The following is a 20,935-nucleotide window of genomic DNA, read 5'->3' on the forward strand; positions in this document are numbered from 1 at the left end:
ACGCATGCGCATGGATCCCCGCACCCGCGCCTACGTCGAACGCCGCAGCGCCGAAGGACGAACACCCCGAGAGATCCGCCGCTGTCTCAAGCGCTACCTCGCTCGAAACATCTACCGAAAACTCAACACGGCCGCAGCCAACTGCACCCCAAGCTCTGCTTGACAGACATAGGAGATTCAACGGCAGGCTCGAGCACCTGCGCGGCTCGGCGCTGGGGTTCCGCAACCTGACCAACTACATCGCCAGATCCCTGCTCGAGACCGGCGGGTTCAGACCCCGACTACACCCTGGATTCGGATGAGCCGCGATAGCGTCGAGGCGAGCGATCTCGCGTTCGCCAGCCTGTGGTCGATCGGCGCACACGTCGAGATTGTCCGGCGCTCCGACACCGAACTGGATCTGGCCATGAACTCGGGGAAGAACCTCATCGAGCTGTGCACCTTCAAGGCCCGCGCGACGTCGGACTCCTCGGGGCACACCCACATCGTGGTCGGGGGTCTCGACACCTACAAGACCAGCCAGGAGAAGTACATGGGCTTCATCCCCGTCGGCCCCAAGCTCATCACCGGCATGGCCCAGTACAAGAACTTCCTCAACGGTGTCTCCAAGCTCCTCACGGCGCGCGACAACACCGCTCAGGTGACGATCGCCCAGGCGGCCTGAACCGATGGTCGTGACCGTTGTCGGCACCATCATTGGCATCGGACTCGCCGTACTCGCGGCCTGGAGTCAGATCGGAGACATGTTCCACCGCGAGTACCCGCGCCAGAACCGCAGTGACGCCATCGAGAAGTCCGGCCCCGACAGTCACCGCACCGAATAACCCGGGCCGAATGGCCCCGATGGAGTCGAGGGTGCCGGCATGGAGGCATGCTGGCTGTCTGGTGGCCGACTGTCTCGAGCCACCTGACATGAGTCGGCCGGGACCGATCCGCCCGGAACAGACGATGGCCCCGACGGAGTGATCCGTCGGGGCCATCTGTGCCCCTCAAGGCACGGCTCGGGGCATCGCCGGGCCAAGGAACCCTCGAGCCCATGAATCCCGAGACCATGAGTCTCAGACCCATGCCCCCAGCACCATGAACCCTCAGCCGATGAACCCTCAGCCGATGAACTCAGCCAGGGCGCGCTCCAGGGCCGGCTTGGGCTGGGCGCCGACGAAGCTCTTGACGACCTCGCCGTTCTTGAACACGAACATCGCCGGGATCGAGGTGATCCCGTACTGCTGGGCGGTGGCCGGGTTGGCGTCGACGTCGACCTTGGCCAGGGTGATGGCGTCGGAGTGCTCGTCGGCGATCTTCTCGAGGATCGGGCCGACCTGGCGGCACGGGCCGCACCAGCTGGCCCAGAAATCGACCAGAACGGGCTTGTCGGACTTCAGGACGTCAGCGTCGAAGCTGGCATCGGTGACCTCAATGGACATTTCAGATACCTCCTGGATGGTGTTCTTCCTGATGACTCACGTGTCGCGGTACCGGCCGGCAGGCACGATCCCGCGTGTCGGGCGGACCGCTCAGGCGTGCGCCCCAGCCCTGTCCGCCGTCTCGACGTCCTCTGTCTCAACAGTGCGGGACGTCGCGGTGTTCCCGGCGGCGTCCTCCACCTGGGGGCGGTCCTGGATCTGGGCCGGGGCCTTGTCCTCCAGATCGGCCAGGTAGGCCTGGGCGTCCAGGGCGGCGACGACACCGGATCCGGCGGCGGTGGCCGCCTGCTTGTAGGTCGGGTCGACGACGTCCCCGGCGGCGAAGACCCCGGGCACCGAGGTGCGCGAGCTGCGCCCCTGGACGGCGATCGTCCCGGCGTCGGTGAGGTCGAGCAGTCCATGCACCAGGTGGGTGCGCGGGTCAGAGCCGATGGCCTCGAAGACGCCGTCGACCGGCATCGGCGTCTCGGCCCCGGTGACGGTGTCGCGCAGCACCAGCCCGGTGACCTTCTGGTCGCCCTGGAATGCCGAGACCGTCGAGTTCCAGCGGAAGTCGATCTTGGGATCGGCCTTGGCGCGCTCCACCATCGCCGCCGAGGCGCGCAGCGCGTCCCGGCGGTGGATGACGGTCACCTGGGAGGCGAACCGGGACAGGAAGGTGGCCTCCTCCATCGCGGAGTCGCCCCCTCCGATGACGGCGACGTGGCGGTTGCGGAAGAAGGCTCCGTCACAGGTGGCGCACCAGGAGATCCCCCGGCCCGACAGCTCGGTCTCCCGCTCGCAGCCGAGCTTGCGGTAGGCCGACCCGGTCGCGTAGATGAGGGTGCGGGCCTGGTAGGTCTGCCCCTCGCCGGTGGTGACGGACTTCACCTGTCCGGCGATGTCGAGGGCGGTGACGTCGTCGTAGACGATCTCGGTGCCGAACTTCTCGGCCTGCTTCTGCATCCGGTCCATCAGGTCAGGGCCCATGATCCCCTCGGGGAATCCGGGGAAGTTCTCCACCTCGGTGGTCTGCATCAGCTCACCGCCGACCTCCACGGAACTGGCGATCAGCAGCGGCGACAGGTTCGCCCGTGCAGCGTAGATCGCCGCCGTGAACCCAGCCGGGCCGGACCCGATGATGATGACGTCTCGCATGGTTGCCCTTCCGAGTGTTGAGAACCAGAGATTACGGCCTGGCCCACCACGCAGACCAACGCGGGAGCGCGGCGAGTGATTCCCGCCGGTCGCCCCGCAGTGGTCCCGGACCGCTCCAGCGGCACCCCGTCGTGACCGGCGGTCCGCCGGCGGTTAGCGTGGGACCATGCCCACCATGCCTGCCGTCGCGGTGACCGAGTCGCTGCCCATCACGAACCCGAACTCGTTGGTCGACGTGGACCTGCCCGTTCCGACTCCCGGCCAGAATGACCTGCTCATCGAGATCCGGGCCATCTCCGTCAATCCGATCGACGTCAAGATCCGTCAGGGCGCCGGCACCCCGTCCGAGCCCCTGGTGCTGGGATTCGACGGGGTCGGCCAGGTGAGGGCCGTCGGCGAGGCGGTGGAGGACTTCGCCATCGGTGACGAGGTGTGGTTCGCCGGGGACCGCACCCGGCAGGGCAGCTATGCCCGCTACACCCTCGTCGACCACCGGGTCGCGGCCCGGCGTCCGGGGACGCTGGCCGCCGCCTCGGCGGCCGCCCTGCCGCTCACCGCGATCACCGCATCCGAGGCGCTGTGCGAGCACATCAACCTGGGCGGCGACGACGCCTTCCTGATGGTCGGTGGGGCCGGCGGGGTCGGCTCGATGGCCATCCAGCTCGCCCGGGTCCTCACCCAGGGGCCGGTGATCGCCACCGCCTCGCGCACCGAGAGCGACGAGTGGTGCCGCCGGCTCGGGGCCGACGCCACCATCGATCACCACCGTCCGCTGGCCGAGCAGGTCCAGCAGTTGGGGGTGGAGGGGTTCCAGGGGATTCTGTCGGCCTACTCGTCCGGACGCGAGGCCGACTTCGCCGAGATCATGGCGCCCTTCGGGCGTCTGGTGGTGATCGACGCGATGCCCAGTCTCAACACCAATGCGTTCAAGCCGAAGTCCCTGTCGGTGGTCGCCGAGTCGATGTTCACCCGCACCCAGTTCCACACCTCCGACATCGCCGAGCAGGGCCGGATCCTGGCCCGGGTGGCCGATCTGGTGGACAACGGCAAGGTGCGGAGCACGATGACCAAGTGCCTCAAGGGGATCAACGCGGCCACCCTGCGCGAGGCCACCGAGCTGGTCGAGTCGGGCCACACCATCGGGAAGGTCGTCGTCGAGGCCGACGCCTGGTAGAGCACTGCGAGGCCGACGCCTGGTAGAGCACAGCCGAGGCCGACGCCTGGTAGAGCACAGCCGAGGCCGACGCCTGGTAGAGCACAGCCGAGGCCGACGCCTGGTAGAGCACAGCCGAGGCCGACGCCTGGTAGAGCACAGCCGAGGCCGACGCCTGGTGAGGCCGTCCCTAAGCTGGGCGACATGACGTGTTGTGCGAAAGACCCGAAATCCCTCAAGACCGCACCGGTGGTCGCCGCCGGGCTCATCGGGGGGTGGCAGATCGCCCGTGCCACCGGCATCCGCCCGATCGGCGGGGTGGTGCTGGCGGCGGCCGGCGTCCTGGCGGGACGCAGCTGGCTGGCGAGGAAGGGACCGGCGACCACCGCTGCGCTGAGCGCCGGCTACCTGGCCGCCTTCGGACTGTCCCACCCGCTGGCCAAGAGGATCGGGGCGTGGCCCTCGGTGCTGGTGGTCACCTCGGCGATCACCGCGGCCGCCCACTACCTCGGAGACCGGAACTGAGTCCTGTCGAGGCCGTTCAGCCGGATCCCCGCCACCACCTCGTGGCGGGCCCCCTGACGGCTCAGGTGTGACTCCAGCAGGGTCACCTCTCGGGCCCGCCACGGGGGTCGACTGAATCCGGACAGGGAGTCGACCTCAGCGGTGAGATCACCACGGTGGCACCGGGCCAGGGTGAGGTGCGCGCTGAACGCGCCGACCTCGGGCTGGGCCCCCGCGCTGTGCGCCGAGGATCTGATGGTACGGGCCAGTCCGGGCAGCCGCCCGGTGGGGTCGGCGATCCCGAGCCAGAGCATCCGCCCGGAGACCGGGTCCGGGAAGGCCCCCGATCCCGACAGGCCGATCTCCACCGGAGGGACTCTCTCGAGGTCGGCGGTGAGGGAGTCGGCGAGGCCTTCCGGATCGGCGACCGAGGCCATGAAGGCCAGGGTGATGTGGGCGTCCCCGGGCTGAATCCACCGGAATCGCCGCGGGTCCTGGGGACGTTGTCGTTCGCGCATCCGCTCCACCAGGTCGTCGACGGACTCCAGCACCTCGGCCGGCGGCACCAGTGCCACGTACATTCGGCTGCCCATGGATCGATCCTCGGTCAGCCGGGGGCCATTCTCAAGGACCCGGTCGATCTCATAGCCCCGGCCGACCTCAGCGCCCCGAGAAGGGTCCTGTCCCCGCCCTATTCTCGAGGGGTGATCGACCTGTCCCGACCTGCCCTTGATGTCGCCCCCCATCTGCTGGGGGCCATCATCCGGCACGGTCCGGTGAGTGTGCGGATCACCGAGGTGGAGGCCTACATGGGCCTGGTGGATCCGGCCTCCCACGCCTTCAACGGACCGGGCGGCCGGGCGGCGGTGATGTTCGGTCCTCCGGGCCGGCTCTACGTCTACCTGTCCTACGGGATCCACCACTGCATCAACGTGATCTGCTCCCCCGACGGCGTTGCCTCCGGAGTGCTGCTGCGCGCCGGGGAGGTGGTCGGAGGAAACCAGATCGTCCGGGACAGGCGCGGCCCGAAAGCGCCCGACCGCAAGCTGGCCAGCGGGCCGGGCAATCTCGGCCAGGCACTCGGCGTCGAACTCGCCGACTCCGGGATGGCCCTGGCGCTGGACGGCTTTGCGCCACCCACCGACGGGACCTCCTCCGACTGGAGCCTGGAGGCGCCCTCGGCACCGGTGGCCGCCAGGATCACCACCAGGATCGGCATCTCGAAGAATGCCGAGACCCCCTGGCGGTTCATCATCCCCGGCGAGCCCACCGTGTCGGGCCGGCGTCACTGAGGGGTGGCGTCACTGAGCGTGGCGTCGACGGCGACGGCGTCCCGAATCCGCCCATGAGCCGCCCGGAATCGGGCCGCCACCCGTGGTCCGAAACGGAGCCGCAGACTACCGGTAGAGGGACTTGTCCAGGACCGCCTCGAGCTTGTTGACGCTGGCCTGGAGGCTGAACTGGTGGGCCATCAGGTCGTGACCGCGGGCGTGCCACCGGTCCCGGGTGGCCTGGTCGGCGTCGCGCACCCGCGAGATCCCCTCCACCAGGTCGTAGGGGTCGACGACCGCACCGACCTCGTCGTCGGAGATGACGTCGCGCAGAGGCACCTTGGCGTTGCTGACCACCGCCAGCCCGGCGGCCATGTAGTCGTAGAGCTTGTTGGGGCTCATCCCCTTGTTGAAGACCTTCTGCGGGGTGACGGTGTGCAGGCCGACATCGCAGGCCTTGAGGATCCGCACCAGCTCCGACTTCGGCACCTGGTCGTGGAAGGTGACATTGGTCAGCCCCCGCTCGGCGACCTCGTCGATGGCCCACTGCTTGCGGGCGCCGCCGCCGACCAGCAGGAAGTTGACGTCGGGCAGCTTCTGGGCGGCGTCGATGATGAGGTCCAGCCCGACGTAGTTCGCGTGGGTGCCCGAGAAGACCGCGGCGAACCCGCTGATGCCGTACTGGGAGCGCAGCTCGTCGCGGCTCTCGGGCACCTCGTACTCGGCCAGATCGGCGCCGTTGGGGACCACGGTGAGCTTGTCGGTGTTGATCCCGAGCTCCTCGAAGTGCTCCTCCCAGCCCCTGGGCACCACGACGATCTGGCGGGCGTTGGCGTAGATGGTCCGTTCCAGGCCGACCAGGATCTTGTGCAGCAGGGAGCCCTCCTTGACCGCCCCGCCCGAGACCAGGGAGTCGGGCCACAGGTCGCGGACCTCCACCACGAAGGGCTTGCGTCGCAGCTTCGCGACGACCATCGCGGCGGCCGGGGCCAGGATCTGCGGGGAGGAGGCGAAGATGACGTCGGCGGGACGCACCAGGGCGCGCGCCCCGGCGCCGGCGGCGAAGGCCACCCAGCCGAGGATCCGCTTGGCGCCGTTGCCGGAGTACTGGGGGATCGGCACCAGAGTGTAGCGGGGATCGTCGACGGTCATCTTCTGGCCGCTGGTGTGGTTGATGTTGGCGGCGTAGAAGTGCGGGGTCCAGTGCTTCAACCGGGAGAACATGTCGAAGTTGCGGGTGATGCCGCCTGAACCCGGGGGGAATGCGTAGTGGTTGATGACGGTGACCCGACGGTTGGGCATCTGTCCTCCTGGCGTGACGGCGTGGCCCCAGCCTAACGGGCCGGACGCCGCCCGGTGCGGCCCGGCGTCGCGCCTCAGGCCCACCCGGACCCGGGGGCCGGACCGAGCACTCCAGGTTCACAGGCCAGGCTCGGCGGCGGGACCGCGGTCCGCGGGGGTCAGCGTCCCGACCGGGTCGTTCCCCGCCTGGGTGGGGCCGACAGGGGATCCTCGGGCCACGGGTGCTTGATGTAGCGGCCGCGGTTCTCGGCGCGCACCTGCGGGTAGGCGTGGCGCCAGAAGCTGGCCAGGTCGTCGGTGACCGCCAGTGGCCGGCGGGCCGGCGACAGCAGGTGGAGGACCACCTTCACCCGGCCGTCGCACACCGTGGGGCCGTGCGACCAGCCGAAGCACTCCTGGAGTTTGACGGCCAGCACGGGTGCCAGATCGGAGTCCACCGGCGGGTAGTCCAGCCGGATGTGGGATCCGGTGGGCACCTGGACGGCCTCGGGGACCAGCTCGTCCAGCCGCCCGGCGGCCGGCCAGGGCAGCAGCCGTCGCAGCGCCGAGGCCATCGAGACCCCGCCCGCCGACCGGCCCCGGGCCAGCGCGTCGATCTCGGGTCCGAGCCACTCCTCGGCGCGGGCCACCAGGGTCTCCTCGTCCATTCCCGGCCAGGGATCGCCCATCACCCGGTGCAGCAGGCCCAGCCGGTTCCGCAGCTCGACGGCGTTGCGGCTCCACACGAACATCCCGTGTCCACAGGCCGGGTCCAGACCCAGCCCCTCGCTGCGCAGGCCCTCCAGCACCGCCGGACGGGCCAGAGCGCGCCGGGGCCGGGTGGGGGTGGAGGTCAGCACGATGGCGCCGAGGCGGTGCTCACGGCGTCCGACCACCTTCCCAGACCGCCAGACCGCCGTGTCCTCGGTGTGGTCCAGGGTGCGGGCGGCCGCCATCGCCGAACCCTCGTCGATCGGCACCGCGGCCCGGATGAGAGCCCCGGATCCGGAACGACCGGGTGACCGGGTGGTCTCCGCGACGGCCAGCCAGGCCGATCCGGCGAGCCGTGAGCCGCGGGGCAGGTCGGCACCGGTCCCGCAGGCCAGCAGGTATCCGCCCGATCCCTCGGCGCGACGTCGGGCGATCCAGCCCGGATGGGCCAGGGCGACCACCGTGGCGACCACTGTGTCGGTCGAGGGATGCGGGTCTGCCGCGGGATGCGGGTCTGCCGCGGGATGCGGGTCTGCCGCGGGATGCGGGTCTGCCGAGAGATGGGCGTCCGTCAAGGGACGAGCGCCTCGCGAGGACCCGCCCTCCGTCACCAGGCGCTCCAGCCGGGCGGCCTGCTGACGCCAGGCGCGTGCGGCCGGGTGGCGTCCCGATCTGAGCGACCTCAGCAGGGCCACCAGGTCGCCCTCATCGGCGCGGGCGTCGGAGGCCAGCATGGCGACCACCTCGGCGGCGTGCCGGGCACCGATGCTGCCCGCCGACTCCAGCAGGGCGCGGGCCAGCCGCGGGTCGACCGGGATCTGGGCCAGTGCCCGTCCGGTGGCGGTGGCCCGTCCGTCGGCCTCGACCGCACCCAGTTGGCGCAGTTCCTCCTCGGCCTCGGCGACCCGGTCTACCGGCAGCGGGGTCGGCAGGGCCATCCCCTCTCCGCGCGGGGATCCCCAGCAGGCCAGCGCCAGCAGCGGTCCGACCAGATCGGCGTGACGCACCTCGGGCGGGGGCTCCTCGTCCATCCCCGCCCAGTCCTCGGCCCGCAGGCAGCGGACGGCGACGCCGGGTCCCAGCCGTGCGGCGCGGCCGGCCCGCTGGACGGCCGAGGCCTTCGACTCGCGGACCGTCACCAGTCCGGTCATCCCCCGGCCCTTGTCCAGTCGCGGCTCCCGCGACAGCCCGGAGTCGACCACCAGACGCACCCCGGGCACCGTGAGCGAGGACTCCGCGACCGAGGTGGACACCACGATCCGGGGGCGCGACGAGGGGGTCAGCGCCCGGTCCTGATCGCGGGCCTCCATTCCTCCCGACAGGGCCAGGACGTCGACCCCGGCGAGTTCGGGACGACCCGACAGCCCGCGCACCACGGCATCGACCTCCCGTCCCCCGGGGGCGAAGACCAGGGCGGAGGGGGGTCCGCCGGTCCCGGCCGACCGGTCGACGTCCCCGGCCTTCCCGTCGGCGGGGTGGGAGAGGAGGTCGTGCATTGCGGTGGCGGTCACCTCGGCAAGATGTCCCAGGAAGTCCCGGGTCACTCCTCGCGCATCGGTCGGGGAGCCGGCGGCCGGTGCCCAGCGGACCTCCAGGGGATGGAGCACCGAACCGATCTCGACCACCGCGGCCGGCTCCTCCGAGCCCAGCAGACCGGCCCAGAAGTCGGCGTCCAGGGTGGCCGACATCGCGACCACCGTGAGGTCCTCCCGCAGCTCGGCGAGGTCGTGAACCATCGCCAGGGCCAGGTCGGAGTCCAGGTGCCGCTCGTGGACCTCGTCGAGAATCACGGTGGAGACGCCGTCCAGCTCCGAATCGTGCAGCAGCCGCGAGAGCAGCACCCCGGTGGTGACGAACTCCACCCGGGTGGCCCGGGTGGTGCTGGACTCGCCGCGCACGGTGTGGCCGGCGAACTGGCCCGGCCGGGTGCCGGTGAGGGCGGCCAGCCGGCGCGCGGCGGCCCTGGCGGCGATCCGGCGCGGCTGGGTGACGATCACCCTGCCCGACCGGCCCGTCTCCTCAGCGACCGCGGCGGCCAGCGGCGGGACGAAGGTGGTCTTCCCGGTGCCCGGCGGGGCCTGGACGACCAGGCAGCCGGTGGCCAGGCCGTCTCTGAGTGGGTGCTCGTGTGCGGCGACCGGCAGTCCGGCGCCGATCCGTGCCAGGTCGATCACCAAGAGGTCTCCCGGGCATCCTCAGGATCCGGGGCGGTGGCCTCTGCGACCGTGCGGTCGGTGAGCGGTTCGGGCTCGGCGTCGCGCAGACTCCACCGGGTGGCCGGGATCTCGTACCAGCACCCCACCACCCGATCGGCCAGCATCGTCATGATCGCGACGGCGTCTGGCTCGGCGTCGGGGTGCACGGCGTACTCCTGGGGGGTGAGCCAGGCGAGCTCGCGGGACTCCCCGGGCCGCGGGTCGTGGGCCGGATCCTGATCGGTGGTGAGGACCATGATCAGATCGGAGTGGAAATGCCCCTGATAAGGGGAATGAGTGTTCATCACGGCCGGAACCGGGTGCATGATGTCGTGCACGCCGTCGTGCATCTGCGGCAGCGGCTGCAGGACGTTGAACTGGCCGACCTCGTAGCCGGTCTCCTCGCGCATCTCGTGGATCAGCGCCTGCCAGGGATTCTCGGTGTGCTCGATGTGACCGCCCGGCTGCAACCAGATCCCCATCTTCCGGTGCTTGTGAACCAGACCCCGCCAGACGCCGTCGACGTTCCGGAAGATCCAGGCGCTGATGGTGATGTCATGGCCATGGGCCTCGGTGTTCAGGTGCACAGTCGCTAGATTAGGCGGGGAGACGACTCCCCTGCACCCCTCGTGGCGGCAGCACCGCGGACACCACGGCCCGCCGCGCCGGCCACACCCCCTGCACCCCTCGTGGCGGCAGCACCGCGGACACCACGGCCCGCCGCGCCGGCCACACCCCCACCCCCTCGGACTCTGCCGAGAAGTGAAGAATCGCACTTTGTGAGGGTCAGCTACTAACGTGTTCTCAGCACAACCAGTACCCTGCGCCGGCGAATCCTGCCCAGCGACATCCCGGAGGTCTTGATGCAGCTCTCTCAACTGTTCCCCACACTTGGTCACGACGCGGCGTTCACGAGCCGGCACCCCCGGGTCTCCGTCGTCGGTGGCGGCTTCGGCGGAATGGCGGCCGCCAAGGCCCTGGCCGCCGAGGGATGCCACGTCGACATCATCGACCGACACCCCTACACCACCTTCCAGCCGCTGCTGTACCAGGTGGCCACTGGCGGCCTGAACCCCGGCGACGTCACCTACCGGCTGCGCAGCTTCGCCGCCAAGCTCGGCTCCCACGCCCGGTTCCGCCGCGCCTCGGTGACCAGCATCGACACCGAGAACCGCCTGGTCCACTGCGACAACGGCGAGCCCATCGAGTACGACTACCTCGTGCTGGCCCAGGGCGTCGGCGCCAACTTCTTCGGCACCCCCGGGGCGGCCGAGCACTCCTACACGATCTACACCCGCGGCTCCTCGCTGACCGCCCGCGACGTCATCTTCTCCAACCTGGAGGCCCTCGACACCGACGTCTCCAAGACCTTCGACGTCATCATCGTCGGCGGCGGCCCCACCGGGGTCGAGACGGCCGGCACCCTGGCCGAGATGAAGTCGATCGGTATTCCGGCGATCTTCCCCGACGTCTCCATCGACCGGGTGCACGTCGCCCTGGTCGAGATGGGATCCCACCTGCTGGCCCCCTTCGACTCCAGCCTGCGCCACTACACCCGCCGCCAGCTCCAGAAGCGCGGCGTCGACGTGCGCACCGACACCGCCATCGCCGAGGTCCGCGAGGACTCGGTGCTGCTCAAGGACGGCCACGAGCTGCCCGCCGACATGGTGATCTGGGCCGCCGGCGTCGGGGCCCACAAGGTCGCCATGGACTGGGGCTTCGAGACCGGCCGCGGCGGCCGCATCGTCACCGACTCCACCCTCCGGGTGCACGGCCACGACAACATCTTCGCGGTCGGCGACGGCGCCATCATCGACGACAACCCGCTTCCCCAGCTGGCCCAGCCGGCGATTCAGGGCGGCCAGCTGATCGCCCGCCAGATCGTCAACCTGGAGAACAACAGGCCGCTGGAGACCTTCCAGTACGTCGACAAGGGCACGATGGCCACCATCGGCCGCAATGCCGCCGTCGTCCAGCTCGCCAACGGCCCCAAGCTCACCGGTTTGCTGGCCTGGCTGGTCTGGGTGACCATTCACATCTACTCCCTGCTGGGCGGCCGCAACCGCATCCAGGCGATGGTCAACCTGGGCTCGCGCTACCTCACCTTCAACCGCGAGGCCGGTGCGATCGTCGGCGACGTCCTCACCGCCGACGGCAACCCGGGCAAGGGCGACTCGGAGTCCTTCCGCAAGGCGATCGCCGAGGAGATGGAGTCCTCCGACAAGGACACCGACAAGGCCTGATCCGCCGACCCTCAGCTCAGCAGCGGCCTGCCAGGGATGCCTGGCAGGCCGCTGCTGTACTCAGGGACGCCGTCCGGCGCAGGTCACCCTCAGAGCCGGAGAACCCCGTCAGATCGGGCCGGACAGCCACCGGCGGGCCGCCATCCCACACCCCGGCCTCAGGGCCCGGTGACGACCTGCGGCCCATCGGGCCGGCCCCACTCGCTCCACGATCCGTCGTAGACCCTGACATCCTCGCGGCCGGCCAGCACGGCGGCCAGCGCCACCACACAGGCGGTGACCCCCGAGCCGCAGCTGGCGACCACTCCAGGACGCGGGCAGACGTCGTCCACCCGGGCCGCCATCCGTTCGGCCGGGATGAGCGCACCGGCCTCCTGCAGCTCGGTGTAGGGCAGGTTGACCGCGCCGGCCATGTGACCGGCCCGGAGCCCCGGCCGCGGCTCCTGCTGCTCGCCGGTGAAACGGGCCCGGGAACGGGCGTCGACCACGGTCTGCCGATCGGATGCCAGCGCCGCCAGGACGTCCTGCTCGTCGACGATGAGCCCGCTGCGCGGATGCACGACGACATCGCCGGCCGGCGGTTGCGGCGTCGGTGAGGTGGTGAGCCGGTGGCCCGCCCGCGCCCAGGCAGGGTTGCCGCCGTCCAGGATCGAGACCTCGTCGATCCCCATCGAGCGCAGCATCCACCAGGGGCGGGCAGCGGCGAACAGGAAGTCGGTCTCGGTGACCACGAGATGGCAGTCGGTCCGCACGCCCAGGGCCTGCAGCGAGGCCTGGAAGGACTCGGCTGAGGGCATGGTGTGGGGCAGGCCGGTGGTCTGGTCGCTCATCGGGCCGTCCAGATCGAAGCGCAGCGCCCCGGGGATGTGCGGGGCGGTGGGCGCGGCGCCCATCGAGGCATCGAGGACAAGGATGCGGCCGGCGTCGGGGCCGGCCAGGGCGGTGGCGAGCTCCTCGACGGTGACGACGGGGGTGGGCAGCAGCGAGGTCATGGAGTGATCATCCCACCCCGGTCGGCGTCATCTGGTGGCGAAGACCCCGTGATTCCCGGACCCGGGCGCACTAGCCTCGGCGCATGGACAGGAACACGATCCTCATCATCGCAGGTGCTGCCGTCGTCGGTGGCCTCGTCGTCGCGCTGCGCCGCCGGGGTCGCCACGACTCCCAGGACCTCGCCCCCGGCAGCATCAACGGCGAGCTGCGCGACCTGGAGAAGGCCAGCCGTCGGCGCGGCCGCGGGCATCGGAACTCTCCGCTGGCCGACGGTCATGCCACCCCGGCCGGTGGCCAGGGGCGCGTCAAGACCGCACCGGCCTACTTCAAGGCCTGATCCGGCAAGCCGGCACCACTCTGGGAAGGGGCGAGTGCACCGCCAGTTCCGAGCCCGTCATCCAATACGGACTCGGGATGCCTGCGTCATGCCGCGAAGCGACGCCGACAGCCGCGCGGCCAGCCGGCTCGGAGTTTTCCGCACGCGGTACTGGAGCCGTCCAGACCAGGTTCGGGAACGCCCGTCACGCCACTCCGACATCACCTCCTCGAGCACCATACTTAGCCGCTTACCAGCCGCGGTGCGCGAGTACACGGTCTCTATCAACTCCTGCTCGCGCGCAAACCACCGGGCACGCGTGTCCGGATCGGCGCCCACAACCCGTCTCACCCCTGAGGCGATGTCGTCTGGATCCACCACGGCGCCGATCTCGTCATCACTGATGACGTTGCGTAGCGGGCGTCGCGCATTTGTTACCACCGGCACCCCGACGGCCATGTAGTCAAACAACTTTGTCGGGCTCATCCCCTTATCGAAGACCGGGATAGGGGCCACCACGTGCAGGCCGATGTCGCAGGCCCTGAGAAGCTTCGGCACTTCAGTCTTGGGAATGGGGTCGCGGAACTCAATATTGGTGATCCCTCGGCTCTTGGCGTCCTCGACGCAGGCCTGCTTATCACCGCCCTCGCCGACCAGCAGGAAATGCACCTCGGGGCAACGTTCTGCAGCATTGACGATGAGCGGAATACCATCCTTGGTTCCGTGTGATCCGGCGAAGACGGCCGTGAGCCCGTGGATGCCGAACTCCTCGCGCAACTGCTCGCGACTCTCCTCGACCCGGAACTCGTCCGGCTCCGAGCCGTTGGGAATCACCTCCATCAGCCCCACCGGGTCCACCCCCAGGTCCCGGAAGTGCTCCGACCAGTCGACGACAGTGACCACCCGCTCCGCGGACTCATACAGGTGCTTCTCCAGCCAAGACAACAGCTTGAAGACCATGCCGTCGGCCGACATTCCACCGGCGGAGACCAATGATTCGGGCCACAGATCGCGCACCTCGCAGACATAGGGACGACCTCGTAGGCGAGCGGCCACCAGGGCCGCAACTGGGTTCAGCAGGTGAGGGCTCGACCCATACACGAGATCCCCCCGGCGCACCGTCGCCGTCACCGCCGCCTCCACAGTGAATACCAGCCACCCCACCAACCGCCTGATGTCATTGCGCTGGTACCGCGGCACCCAGACCAGAGTAAATCGTGGGTCGTCTGTCCTCAGCCGCGTCTTCGCGTGATGAGCGAAATTAGCACCGATGAAGTGCGGCGACCAGCCCGGCGTCCGGCTGAACACATCGACATTTCTCGTCGGACCGACAACCCCGTGTGGTGCGGCGAACTGGTTCACCACGATGACCTGTCGGTTCGTCATTAAGATCCTTCCGCATTACTCACGGCTGCTCCAGCGGCTCTCACCACATTCGGTGCTGCACCGGAGGACACTTTAACAGGGCCTTCCCTGTGGCACTTCTGCTCGCCCCTCTCCTTCCTCGGGACCAAGCCTCAGGGTCGCCCCACCAGCTCAGCGGTGAGGCCCAGCAGCACCTGAGCCTGGGCCTCGAAGGTCAGGCCCTTGTCGACCGCCTCCCGGCCGGATCGGCCCATCCTCGCGCACTCGGCCGGGTTCTGCAGCATCTCGGTCAGCACCCGCGCGGTGGTCGCCACTGACTCCGTGTCGGCAAACCGACCAGCACCGAAGCCAGCGAACATTTGGCGCCAGGCCGGGAAATCCGAAGCGCAGAACGGTACGCCGGCGGCCATGTACTCGAACAGCTTGGTCGGCAGGGAGCGCAGGTAGTTCGGCAGCGGCGCCAGGAAGACTAGTCCTACCTGAGCGCTGGCCAGCACCTCGGGCACCTCGGTCGGCGGCACCAGTCCGCGATAATCCACCAGCCCCTCCGCGACAGCAACCGCGACAATCGGCGCGCAACCTCTCAACGGACGCCCCGCCAGCACCAGATGTGCCTGAGGCACCGTCTCGCGCAGCCCTCGCACAAGGTCGATCATGAAGGACAACTTGCGCTCCTGGCTGAGGTCCCCGGCATAGACCAACCGGCCGGGGACCGGCGCAGGGCCGGCGGTGAAGTTCGCCAGCCACGGATAGTTGTGCACCACCACGGTGCGAATGTTGGAGAATCCGCCCGCGACCGTCTCGGTGGCGGCGACAATGCCGTCTGCGCCGCGGTCGGCCAACCCGACCAGCAAACGCGCAGCAAGCTTCATCATCGGGCGGGTCAGCCGGTTCAGGTAAGGCTTGCTCTCGACCTGTCCCACGAGGTCCTCGTGAGCGTCGTAGACCACCCTGCAGTGGTTCAGCCGGCCCCACAACAGAGCCATTGGGATGAGTTCCGGATCATGGATCTGCAGCAGCTGGGGACGCAGTCGGCGAAGCACCCGCCAAGCCTCCGGCTGGCCAACCACGATCCTGCGCAGCCGCCCGCCGGTCCTGTGCAGCGCCACAACTGGCACCCCGCCATCGTCGCCGTCGCGTTCGGCGCTGATTACCAGGTGGAAGTCATAGCCCGCGGCGGCAAGAGCGCGCGCCTCCTTGTTGAAGACGCGGTTGTCGTGACCGTTGTGGACGGTCGACAGGTGCACTACCCGAGGCACGGAGATGGCTCGGGTACCCGTGCTGCTGCTCATCGGCAGTCCCCTTGTTCTCTGATGTCTTCACTGCTACAGACGACTCCTGCCTCGCCCGACACAGTTGCGGGCGCCGCAATCAGCACAAGTACGGCCGCCATCCATAACGACACCACATTGGGGCCGATGAACTGGCTGTTGGCCAGTGACAGTGCTGGACTGGCGACCACCAGAGCGAGTAACGCGGCAGCTCTCGCCCGATCCTGTGATCGGAGCCGCCAGCCCCGCCAGCCCGCCCACAGCCACAACATGACAAGCAATGCAGCCATCGGGATGCCGTACTCCGTGGCGACTTGCAGCAGTCCGTTGTGCGGATCGACCTTGTGGTGCAGCCAGAACTGGCGCTGGGCAGCGGCGAGCGGTGTAAAGCCTCCAGGGCCCGCGCCCAGCCAGGGATGCTCAGTCACGATCGTCAACCCGAATGCGAAGAGCGCCATCCGAACCGGGACTGACGCCGTTCCGAGATCCTCGTGACCCACTGACACCGCATGCCACTGCGACCACAACGCTGTGATCCGGCCTTGGCACGGTCCGGCAAGCATACAGACGACAGCCAGACAGGCGAGGATGACTGCAAATCGCCCCGCCCGGGTGACCAACAATGCTCCAATCACCATGAGCACGAGGCCCGCCTGGCAGGCCCGAGAGTCCGAGATCGCAAGCAGCCCCAGATCCACGGCAAGGACCACGAGATCCAGGATCCTTCGCCAGCCCCGATCCCGGACTGCCTGTAGCGTCAACAGTGGACAAGCGACCACCAGGAAGAGCGCGTAGTAGTTCGGGTTGACAAAGAACGTCGCGGGATCGAAATAGGTGTTGGCGTGGTGCCGCCACACTCCTCGGATGTACCCGGGGAGGTGTCGGGCGGTCAGCCGCTCCCAGATCGCGATCGGGAGGCTGACCAGAATCGACAGCTGCCAGCCCCGGGTGAGAGCCGTTATCGATCCGAACGTTGTCAGACGACCGAGCGACCAGGCGAGCGCGAAACCGATGACCAGATTGACCATATCGCTCCACCGGGCACCTCCTGCCGCCAGCCCTGAGCAGACTCCGACAATCAACCAGATGGCGAGTACGCCGCACAGGATTCGCTCACCGAACCAGGCTTGACGCCAGAACTCCCGACGCCACAGCCAAGCAGCGATGACTACCAGCCCAGCGACCACTACCCGGAAGAGCGTGACCGGACCGATCGCCACGTACTCCCCAGCCAAAACGCTCACCGGTACCAGGAAGCACAGGCTGGCTGTCACCAGCCACGAGGTCCTGTCGATGACAGGTCCCCGAACGATCTCGAGTTCAGTCCGCCTGGATGCCGACACGGCCCTCTTCACTCAGCGTCCACTCATTCAGTTCTCGACGAGTACGGCGCCCCGGCGCTTCAGGGCAGCACCCTCGACGGCAAGCAGGCCGTCGATTTGGGACTCGAAGGTGAGATCCCGCTCGAAGGCGCGTCGACCGTTCTCCCCCATTCTGCGGGAGCGTTCAGGATCAGCGAGCAACTCCGTCAGCGCAGCCGCGGCCGACGCCGCGTTCTGAGAGGTGTCGACGAAGACTCCGCAGTCGTAGTCCCCGAACAGCTGCACCAAGAAGTCGAGATTAGTGGAAATGAACGGGATACCGGCCGCCATGTACTCGAAGAGCTTGGTGGGAAGAGCCTTTTGATAGTTGCGAATCGGTTGGAAGAAAGCGATCCCAACCCAGGAGGAGGCCAAGATCGCGGGAACCTCCGAGCCGTCCACTCGGCCCAGCCACTCCACCCGCTGGTCGGGAGTGATGTTCTCGAAGAAGTGCTCAACCTCGGGGTTCGGCAGTCCCGCGACCGTGAGGTGGCTGCCAGGCACGCGCTCGATCGTCTCGAACATCCGATCGACCTGCCGCCCGGCTGAAAGCATCCCGACGTAGACGGCCTGCCCGTCGATCTTCATCTGACCGGTAGCGGGGGTCGGGTAGTCGCTGAGCAGCGGGTAGTTGCGGACAACCGCCCTATTGGGGTTCCGATAGAAGTCCATCACGGTCGACGTTGCGGCAATGACTCCGTCAAAGCAGCGGTCCGCGAGCCTGACCACCCCGCGTGAGACCAGCCTGGCGATCGGTTTCGACCAGTCGGGGAGATACTTCTTGCCCTCGATCTGCCCCACCAGATCCTCATGCGCGTCGTAGACGGCAGCCCGCCCTCGCAACGCTTTCCACGCCAGCACCATCGGGATGAGCTCCGGATCATGGACATGGACGACGTCAGGACTAATCCGGTCCAAGGCATGCCAAGCCCTCGCCTGGCGACGCGTGAGCCGATCGAGCCGTCCAGTCGCCTTGCCGATGCCGACGACATGGACCCCGTCCACAACCTCGTCATCACCCTGCGCGCCGATGAACCAGACATCGGCACCCGCAGCGGCAAGACTGACGCATTCCTTGCGAAAGATGCGATTGTCACGGGGGGGATGGGCAGTCGACAGGTGGCACACCCGGGCCAGAATGGTCATCGATCAGGCCTCTCCGTCACCGATCACGATGACCTTGACGCCGTCCCACTTGGCGGGGTCGACGACGTGACGACCGTCGACCAGCACCTTGATGCCGGGCAGGTCGGCCGGGGTGAGGTCCTTGTACTCGGGATGGTCGGCCTGCAGCAGTGCGCCGTCGACCGGCTCGCCGATGTGGTAGGCCGTGAAACCGAACTTGGCCAGCTCGGCGTCGGTGAACATCGGGTCGTGGACGGTGACCTCGGCCCCGGCGTCCGCCAGGTCCTTGACGGTCGGGAAGACGCCGGAGAAGGCGGTCTCCTTGACCTTGCCGCGGTAGGAGGCGCCCAGCACGACGATCTTCTTGCCCTTGAGATCCCCGAGCACCGCGGCGGCCTCGTCGACGCAGTACTGCGGCATCGTCATATTGGCCTGGCGGGCGGTGCGCACGATGGTGGCGTCCGGATCGGTCCACAGGTAGAGCCGCGGGTAGACCGGGATGCAGTGGCCGCCGACGGCGATGCCGGGGCGGTGGATGTGCGAGTAGGGCTGCGAGTTGCAGGCATCGATGACCTTGTAGACGTCGATGCCGTGCTTGGCGGCGAACTTGCCGAACTGGTTGGCCAACCCGATGTTGACGTCACGGTAGGTGGTCTCGGCGAGCTTGGCCATCTCGGCCGCCTCGGCGGTTCCCATCGTCCAGACGCCGTTGGGTCGGGGCAGGTCGGGGCGCTCGTCGAAGTCGAGCAGCTGCTGGTAGAAGGCGATGCCCTTGGCGGTGCCCTCCGGGGACAGCCCGCCGACCAGCTTGGGGTAGCGGCGCAGGTCGGCGAAGACCCGACCGGTGAGGACCCGCTCGGGGGAGAACACCAGAGTGAAGTCCTTGCCCTCCTTCAGCCCGGAGATCTCCTCGATCATCGGCTTCCAGCGGGTGCGGGTGGTGCCCACCGGGAGAGTGGTCTCGTAGGAGATGATCGTGTCGGGGGTGAGGTGCTCGGCCAGCGACTTGGTGGCGGCGTCCATCCAGCCGAAATCGGGCTCCCAGGTCTCATCGTTGACGAACAGCGGGACGACCAGCACGATCGCGTCGGCGCCGGGGATCGCCTCGGCGTAGTCGGTGGTGGCGTGCAGCTTGCCGGCCGGGACCAGCTTCTTCAACTTCTCGTCGAGGAAGGCCTCGCCGGGAAAGGGCTCATTGCCCTTGTTGACCTCGTCGACAACCCTCTGCTGGACGTCGACGCCGATGACGTCGTGCCCCTTCTCCGCGAACTGGACAGCCAGTGGCAGACCGATCTTGCCCATGGCGACGACGGCGATCTTCATTCAGGACTCCTCGAACACAACAGTTGAGTAACGGCCGTCAGTCTAGTCGAGGAGAGCGGCTCGACCGCTGCGAACCCCCGCAGCGGGTGCCCGGATCAGTGACGGGCCGGGGCATCGGGGTTCCCGCCGGCCGCCGACCCCCGGGTTGTCAGTGAGATCCTCACCGGTATCGACGCGGCCTGCTCGGGAGCCGGCCATCCGGTGCCGGACATCGAGACCGCCGCCGATCCGTAGGCCACCCCGGCGGCCAGCGCCTCGGTGTCATCGGCTCCCCGGCTGTGGGCCAGCAGGAATCCGGCCAGGCAGCAGTCCCCGGCACCGACCGTCGAGCGGACGGTCACCGGGTCGGCGATCCCGTGCCTGGCGGCATCGCGGCTCACCAGCACCGCCCCGGCCGCTCCCAGGGTGACGAGCACCTGTGCCACTCCTTCGTCGATGAGCACCCTGGCGGCACCGATGGCGGCCGCCGGGTTGCCCTCGGCGGCCCAGGACTCCATCTGATGTGCCAGCCTCTCGGCATCGTCATCGGGTGCCCGGTCACCAGATGCGGTGCGACGGGCTGTGGTGCCCCGGCGTGCTGCGCCACCGGCCGGCCGACCCACACACAGCTGGGCCAGTTCCACCGAGTTGGGAGCGATGAGATCGGGGGCCGACTCCGGGAACCCGGCCATCAGGGCCCACAGCGGCGCATCGGAGGTGTCGACGGCGATCCGTGGAGCCTGGTCGCCCAGCTCGCTGCGGATCCAGCGCACCATCCGGGCGTACCAGTCGGGCGGGACCCCGGGAGGAAGGGAGCCGGTGAGCACCACCCAGTCCCCCGGCCCGGCGGACTCTCCTGACGGCCTGGCGCCACCGGCACCGCCCTGTCCACCGCCCCTGCGCCGACAGGCCTCCAGCACGGCCTCCTCGAAATCCCCCAGCGCCGCCGGACCGAGCTGGGCACCGGGCTCGTTGAGTTTGGTGGTGACCCCGTGCGGGTCGGTCACCGTCAGATTGGTGCGCACCGGCGAGGCGATCGGCACCGCCAGGTGCGGCACGCCCAGCACCTCCAGCCCGGTGACGAGCGGGTCGCCGGGGCCGGCCGGCACCGCCGCCAGGGTGTCGGCCCCGGCCAGGGTCAGCACCCCGGAGATGTTGACCCCCTTGCCGGCGGCCACCGTGCAGACCCCTGTCAGCCGGTGCACCCGACCCGGGACCAGGGGACCGGGCAGCCCGACGGTGCGGTCCAGGCAGGGATTGATGGTGACAGTGAGGATCACGGC

General features: G+C 68.9%; 19 protein-coding genes and 2 pseudogenes. 8 read left to right on the forward strand and 13 right to left on the reverse strand.

Annotated elements, in window-relative coordinates; all coding sequences use genetic code 11:
• The 3 genes and pseudogenes from H590_RS19185 to H590_RS18400 form a co-directional block, all read left to right on the forward strand.
• Nucleotides 1-163, forward strand: a pseudogene (locus H590_RS19185) (IS110 family transposase); the annotation flags it as partial.
• Between the two features lie 135 nt (nt 164-298).
• Nucleotides 299-664 (forward strand): hypothetical protein, encoded by a 366-nt coding sequence (locus tag H590_RS0111000; RefSeq protein ID WP_028703601.1) that lies wholly within the window; start codon nt 299-301, stop codon nt 662-664.
• Between the two features lie 4 nt (nt 665-668).
• Nucleotides 669-824 carry a hypothetical protein gene (locus tag H590_RS18400; RefSeq protein ID WP_154101205.1) on the forward strand — a complete coding sequence of 52 codons (156 nt, stop codon included), beginning with the start codon at nt 669-671 and terminating at the stop codon, nt 822-824.
• A gap of 279 nt (nt 825-1,103) precedes the next feature.
• Here H590_RS18400 and trxA read toward each other — a convergent pair whose 3' ends face one another.
• The gene (trxA, locus tag H590_RS0111010; protein ID WP_028703602.1) at nt 1,104-1,424 is read right to left on the reverse strand and encodes a thioredoxin; all 321 of its coding nucleotides are present in this window, start codon (nt 1,422-1,424) and stop codon (nt 1,104-1,106) included.
• 219 nt (nt 1,425-1,643) lie between these two features.
• Nucleotides 1,644-2,561, reverse strand: a pseudogene (gene trxB, locus H590_RS16255) (thioredoxin-disulfide reductase); the annotation flags it as partial.
• A 166-nt stretch (nt 2,562-2,727) separates the two neighbouring features.
• On the opposite strand from trxB, the gene H590_RS0111020 reads away from it, so the two are divergent.
• Both H590_RS0111020 and H590_RS0111025 read left to right on the forward strand, forming a co-directional pair.
• Nucleotides 2,728-3,735, forward strand: a complete 1,008-nt coding sequence (locus H590_RS0111020; RefSeq protein ID WP_028703603.1) for a zinc-binding alcohol dehydrogenase family protein — start codon at nt 2,728-2,730, stop codon at nt 3,733-3,735.
• Between the two features lie 183 nt (nt 3,736-3,918).
• Nucleotides 3,919-4,239, forward strand: coding sequence for a hypothetical protein (locus H590_RS0111025; protein WP_028703604.1), 321 nt, complete (start codon nt 3,919-3,921; stop codon nt 4,237-4,239).
• On the opposite strand, the gene thpR is transcribed toward H590_RS0111025, so the two are convergent.
• The gene (gene thpR / locus H590_RS0111030; RefSeq protein ID WP_036982094.1) at nt 4,218-4,811 is read right to left on the reverse strand and encodes an RNA 2',3'-cyclic phosphodiesterase; all 594 of its coding nucleotides are present in this window, start codon (nt 4,809-4,811) and stop codon (nt 4,218-4,220) included. The two genes, H590_RS0111025 and thpR, sit on opposite strands and share 22 nt — an antisense overlap.
• Before the next feature lie 111 nt (nt 4,812-4,922).
• Between thpR and H590_RS0111035 the strand changes: the two genes are divergently transcribed.
• Nucleotides 4,923-5,510, forward strand: a complete 588-nt coding sequence (locus tag H590_RS0111035) for a DNA-3-methyladenine glycosylase (RefSeq protein WP_028703606.1) — start codon at nt 4,923-4,925, stop codon at nt 5,508-5,510.
• Between the two features lie 105 nt (nt 5,511-5,615).
• Here H590_RS0111035 and H590_RS0111040 read toward each other — a convergent pair whose 3' ends face one another.
• The 3 genes from H590_RS0111040 to H590_RS0111050 form a co-directional block, all read right to left on the reverse strand.
• Nucleotides 5,616-6,791: a glycosyltransferase family 4 protein gene (locus H590_RS0111040; RefSeq protein ID WP_028703607.1), complete on the reverse strand. Its 1,176-nt coding sequence runs from the start codon at nt 6,789-6,791 to the stop codon at nt 5,616-5,618.
• Nucleotides 6,792-6,949: 158 nt separating this feature from the next.
• Nucleotides 6,950-9,655, reverse strand: a complete 2,706-nt coding sequence (gene hrpB / locus H590_RS0111045) for an ATP-dependent helicase HrpB (RefSeq protein WP_084149466.1) — start codon at nt 9,653-9,655, stop codon at nt 6,950-6,952.
• Nucleotides 9,652-10,263 (reverse strand): NUDIX hydrolase, encoded by a 612-nt coding sequence (locus H590_RS0111050; RefSeq protein ID WP_028703609.1) that lies wholly within the window; start codon nt 10,261-10,263, stop codon nt 9,652-9,654. The genes hrpB and H590_RS0111050 overlap by 4 nt, the downstream gene beginning before the upstream one ends.
• Nucleotides 10,264-10,539: 276 nt before the next feature.
• Here H590_RS0111050 and H590_RS0111055 point away from each other — a divergent pair, with 276 nt between their 5' ends.
• Nucleotides 10,540-11,919 (forward strand): NAD(P)/FAD-dependent oxidoreductase, encoded by a 1,380-nt coding sequence (locus H590_RS0111055; RefSeq protein WP_036982097.1) that lies wholly within the window; start codon nt 10,540-10,542, stop codon nt 11,917-11,919.
• Between the two features lie 158 nt (nt 11,920-12,077).
• Here the strand turns inward: H590_RS0111055 and H590_RS0111060 are convergent, their stop codons facing one another.
• Nucleotides 12,078-12,911, reverse strand: coding sequence for a sulfurtransferase (locus tag H590_RS0111060; RefSeq protein WP_028703611.1), 834 nt, complete (start codon nt 12,909-12,911; stop codon nt 12,078-12,080).
• Nucleotides 12,912-12,994: 83 nt separating this feature from the next.
• Here H590_RS0111060 and H590_RS16260 point away from each other — a divergent pair, with 83 nt between their 5' ends.
• Nucleotides 12,995-13,249: a hypothetical protein gene (locus H590_RS16260; protein WP_051238544.1), complete on the forward strand. Its 255-nt coding sequence runs from the start codon at nt 12,995-12,997 to the stop codon at nt 13,247-13,249.
• 57 nt (nt 13,250-13,306) lie between these two features.
• Here the strand turns inward: H590_RS16260 and H590_RS16265 are convergent, their stop codons facing one another.
• The 6 genes from H590_RS16265 to H590_RS16270 form a co-directional block, all read right to left on the reverse strand.
• A complete protein-coding gene (locus tag H590_RS16265) occupies nt 13,307-14,614 on the reverse strand; it encodes a glycosyltransferase family 4 protein (RefSeq protein ID WP_051238545.1) in 1,308 nt (435 codons plus the stop codon).
• Between the two features lie 131 nt (nt 14,615-14,745).
• The gene (locus H590_RS0111075) at nt 14,746-15,885 is read right to left on the reverse strand and encodes a glycosyltransferase family protein (RefSeq protein ID WP_028703612.1); all 1,140 of its coding nucleotides are present in this window, start codon (nt 15,883-15,885) and stop codon (nt 14,746-14,748) included.
• Nucleotides 15,882-17,138: an O-antigen ligase family protein gene (locus H590_RS0111080; protein WP_126412684.1), complete on the reverse strand. Its 1,257-nt coding sequence runs from the start codon at nt 17,136-17,138 to the stop codon at nt 15,882-15,884. The genes H590_RS0111075 and H590_RS0111080 overlap by 4 nt, the downstream gene beginning before the upstream one ends.
• Nucleotides 17,139-17,234: 96 nt before the next feature.
• Nucleotides 17,235-18,371, reverse strand: a complete 1,137-nt coding sequence (locus tag H590_RS0111085) for a glycosyltransferase (protein WP_028703614.1) — start codon at nt 18,369-18,371, stop codon at nt 17,235-17,237.
• Nucleotides 18,372-18,374: 3 nt separating this feature from the next.
• Complete coding sequence (locus H590_RS0111090; protein WP_028703615.1) at nt 18,375-19,673, reverse strand: nucleotide sugar dehydrogenase; 1,299 nt, start codon at nt 19,671-19,673, stop codon at nt 18,375-18,377.
• A gap of 95 nt (nt 19,674-19,768) precedes the next feature.
• Nucleotides 19,769-20,932, reverse strand: a complete 1,164-nt coding sequence (locus H590_RS16270) for a 1-phosphofructokinase family hexose kinase (RefSeq protein WP_051238547.1) — start codon at nt 20,930-20,932, stop codon at nt 19,769-19,771.
• Nucleotides 20,933-20,935: the final 3 nt, after the last annotated feature.

This window comes from Acidipropionibacterium jensenii DSM 20535, from assembly GCF_000425285.1.
GTDB classification, from domain to species: Bacteria; Actinomycetota; Actinomycetes; order Propionibacteriales; family Propionibacteriaceae; genus Acidipropionibacterium; species Acidipropionibacterium jensenii.

What these genes read in the sequence shown, in the direction of transcription:
- H590_RS16265 (WP_051238545.1), bottom strand. Translation starts at nt 14,614, where the DNA reads ATGACGAACCGACAGGTCATCGTGGTGAACCAGTTCGCCGCACCACAC.
- thpR (WP_036982094.1), bottom strand. Translation starts at nt 4,811, where the DNA reads ATGGGCAGCCGAATGTACGTGGCACTGGTGCCGCCGGCCGAGGTGCTG.
- H590_RS0111075 (WP_028703612.1), bottom strand. Translation starts at nt 15,885, where the DNA reads ATGAGCAGCAGCACGGGTACCCGAGCCATCTCCGTGCCTCGGGTAGTG.
- H590_RS0111000 (WP_028703601.1), top strand. Translation starts at nt 299, where the DNA reads ATGAGCCGCGATAGCGTCGAGGCGAGCGATCTCGCGTTCGCCAGCCTG.
- H590_RS18400 (WP_154101205.1), top strand. Translation starts at nt 669, where the DNA reads ATGGTCGTGACCGTTGTCGGCACCATCATTGGCATCGGACTCGCCGTA.
- H590_RS0111060 (WP_028703611.1), bottom strand. Translation starts at nt 12,911, where the DNA reads ATGACCTCGCTGCTGCCCACCCCCGTCGTCACCGTCGAGGAGCTCGCC.
- H590_RS0111025 (WP_028703604.1), top strand. Translation starts at nt 3,919, where the DNA reads ATGACGTGTTGTGCGAAAGACCCGAAATCCCTCAAGACCGCACCGGTG.
- H590_RS0111085 (WP_028703614.1), bottom strand. Translation starts at nt 18,371, where the DNA reads ATGACCATTCTGGCCCGGGTGTGCCACCTGTCGACTGCCCATCCCCCC.
- H590_RS0111020 (WP_028703603.1), top strand. Translation starts at nt 2,728, where the DNA reads ATGCCCACCATGCCTGCCGTCGCGGTGACCGAGTCGCTGCCCATCACG.
- H590_RS0111055 (WP_036982097.1), top strand. Translation starts at nt 10,540, where the DNA reads ATGCAGCTCTCTCAACTGTTCCCCACACTTGGTCACGACGCGGCGTTC.
- H590_RS0111040 (WP_028703607.1), bottom strand. Translation starts at nt 6,791, where the DNA reads ATGCCCAACCGTCGGGTCACCGTCATCAACCACTACGCATTCCCCCCG.
- H590_RS16260 (WP_051238544.1), top strand. Translation starts at nt 12,995, where the DNA reads ATGGACAGGAACACGATCCTCATCATCGCAGGTGCTGCCGTCGTCGGT.
- H590_RS0111090 (WP_028703615.1), bottom strand. Translation starts at nt 19,673, where the DNA reads ATGAAGATCGCCGTCGTCGCCATGGGCAAGATCGGTCTGCCACTGGCT.
- trxA (WP_028703602.1), bottom strand. Translation starts at nt 1,424, where the DNA reads ATGTCCATTGAGGTCACCGATGCCAGCTTCGACGCTGACGTCCTGAAG.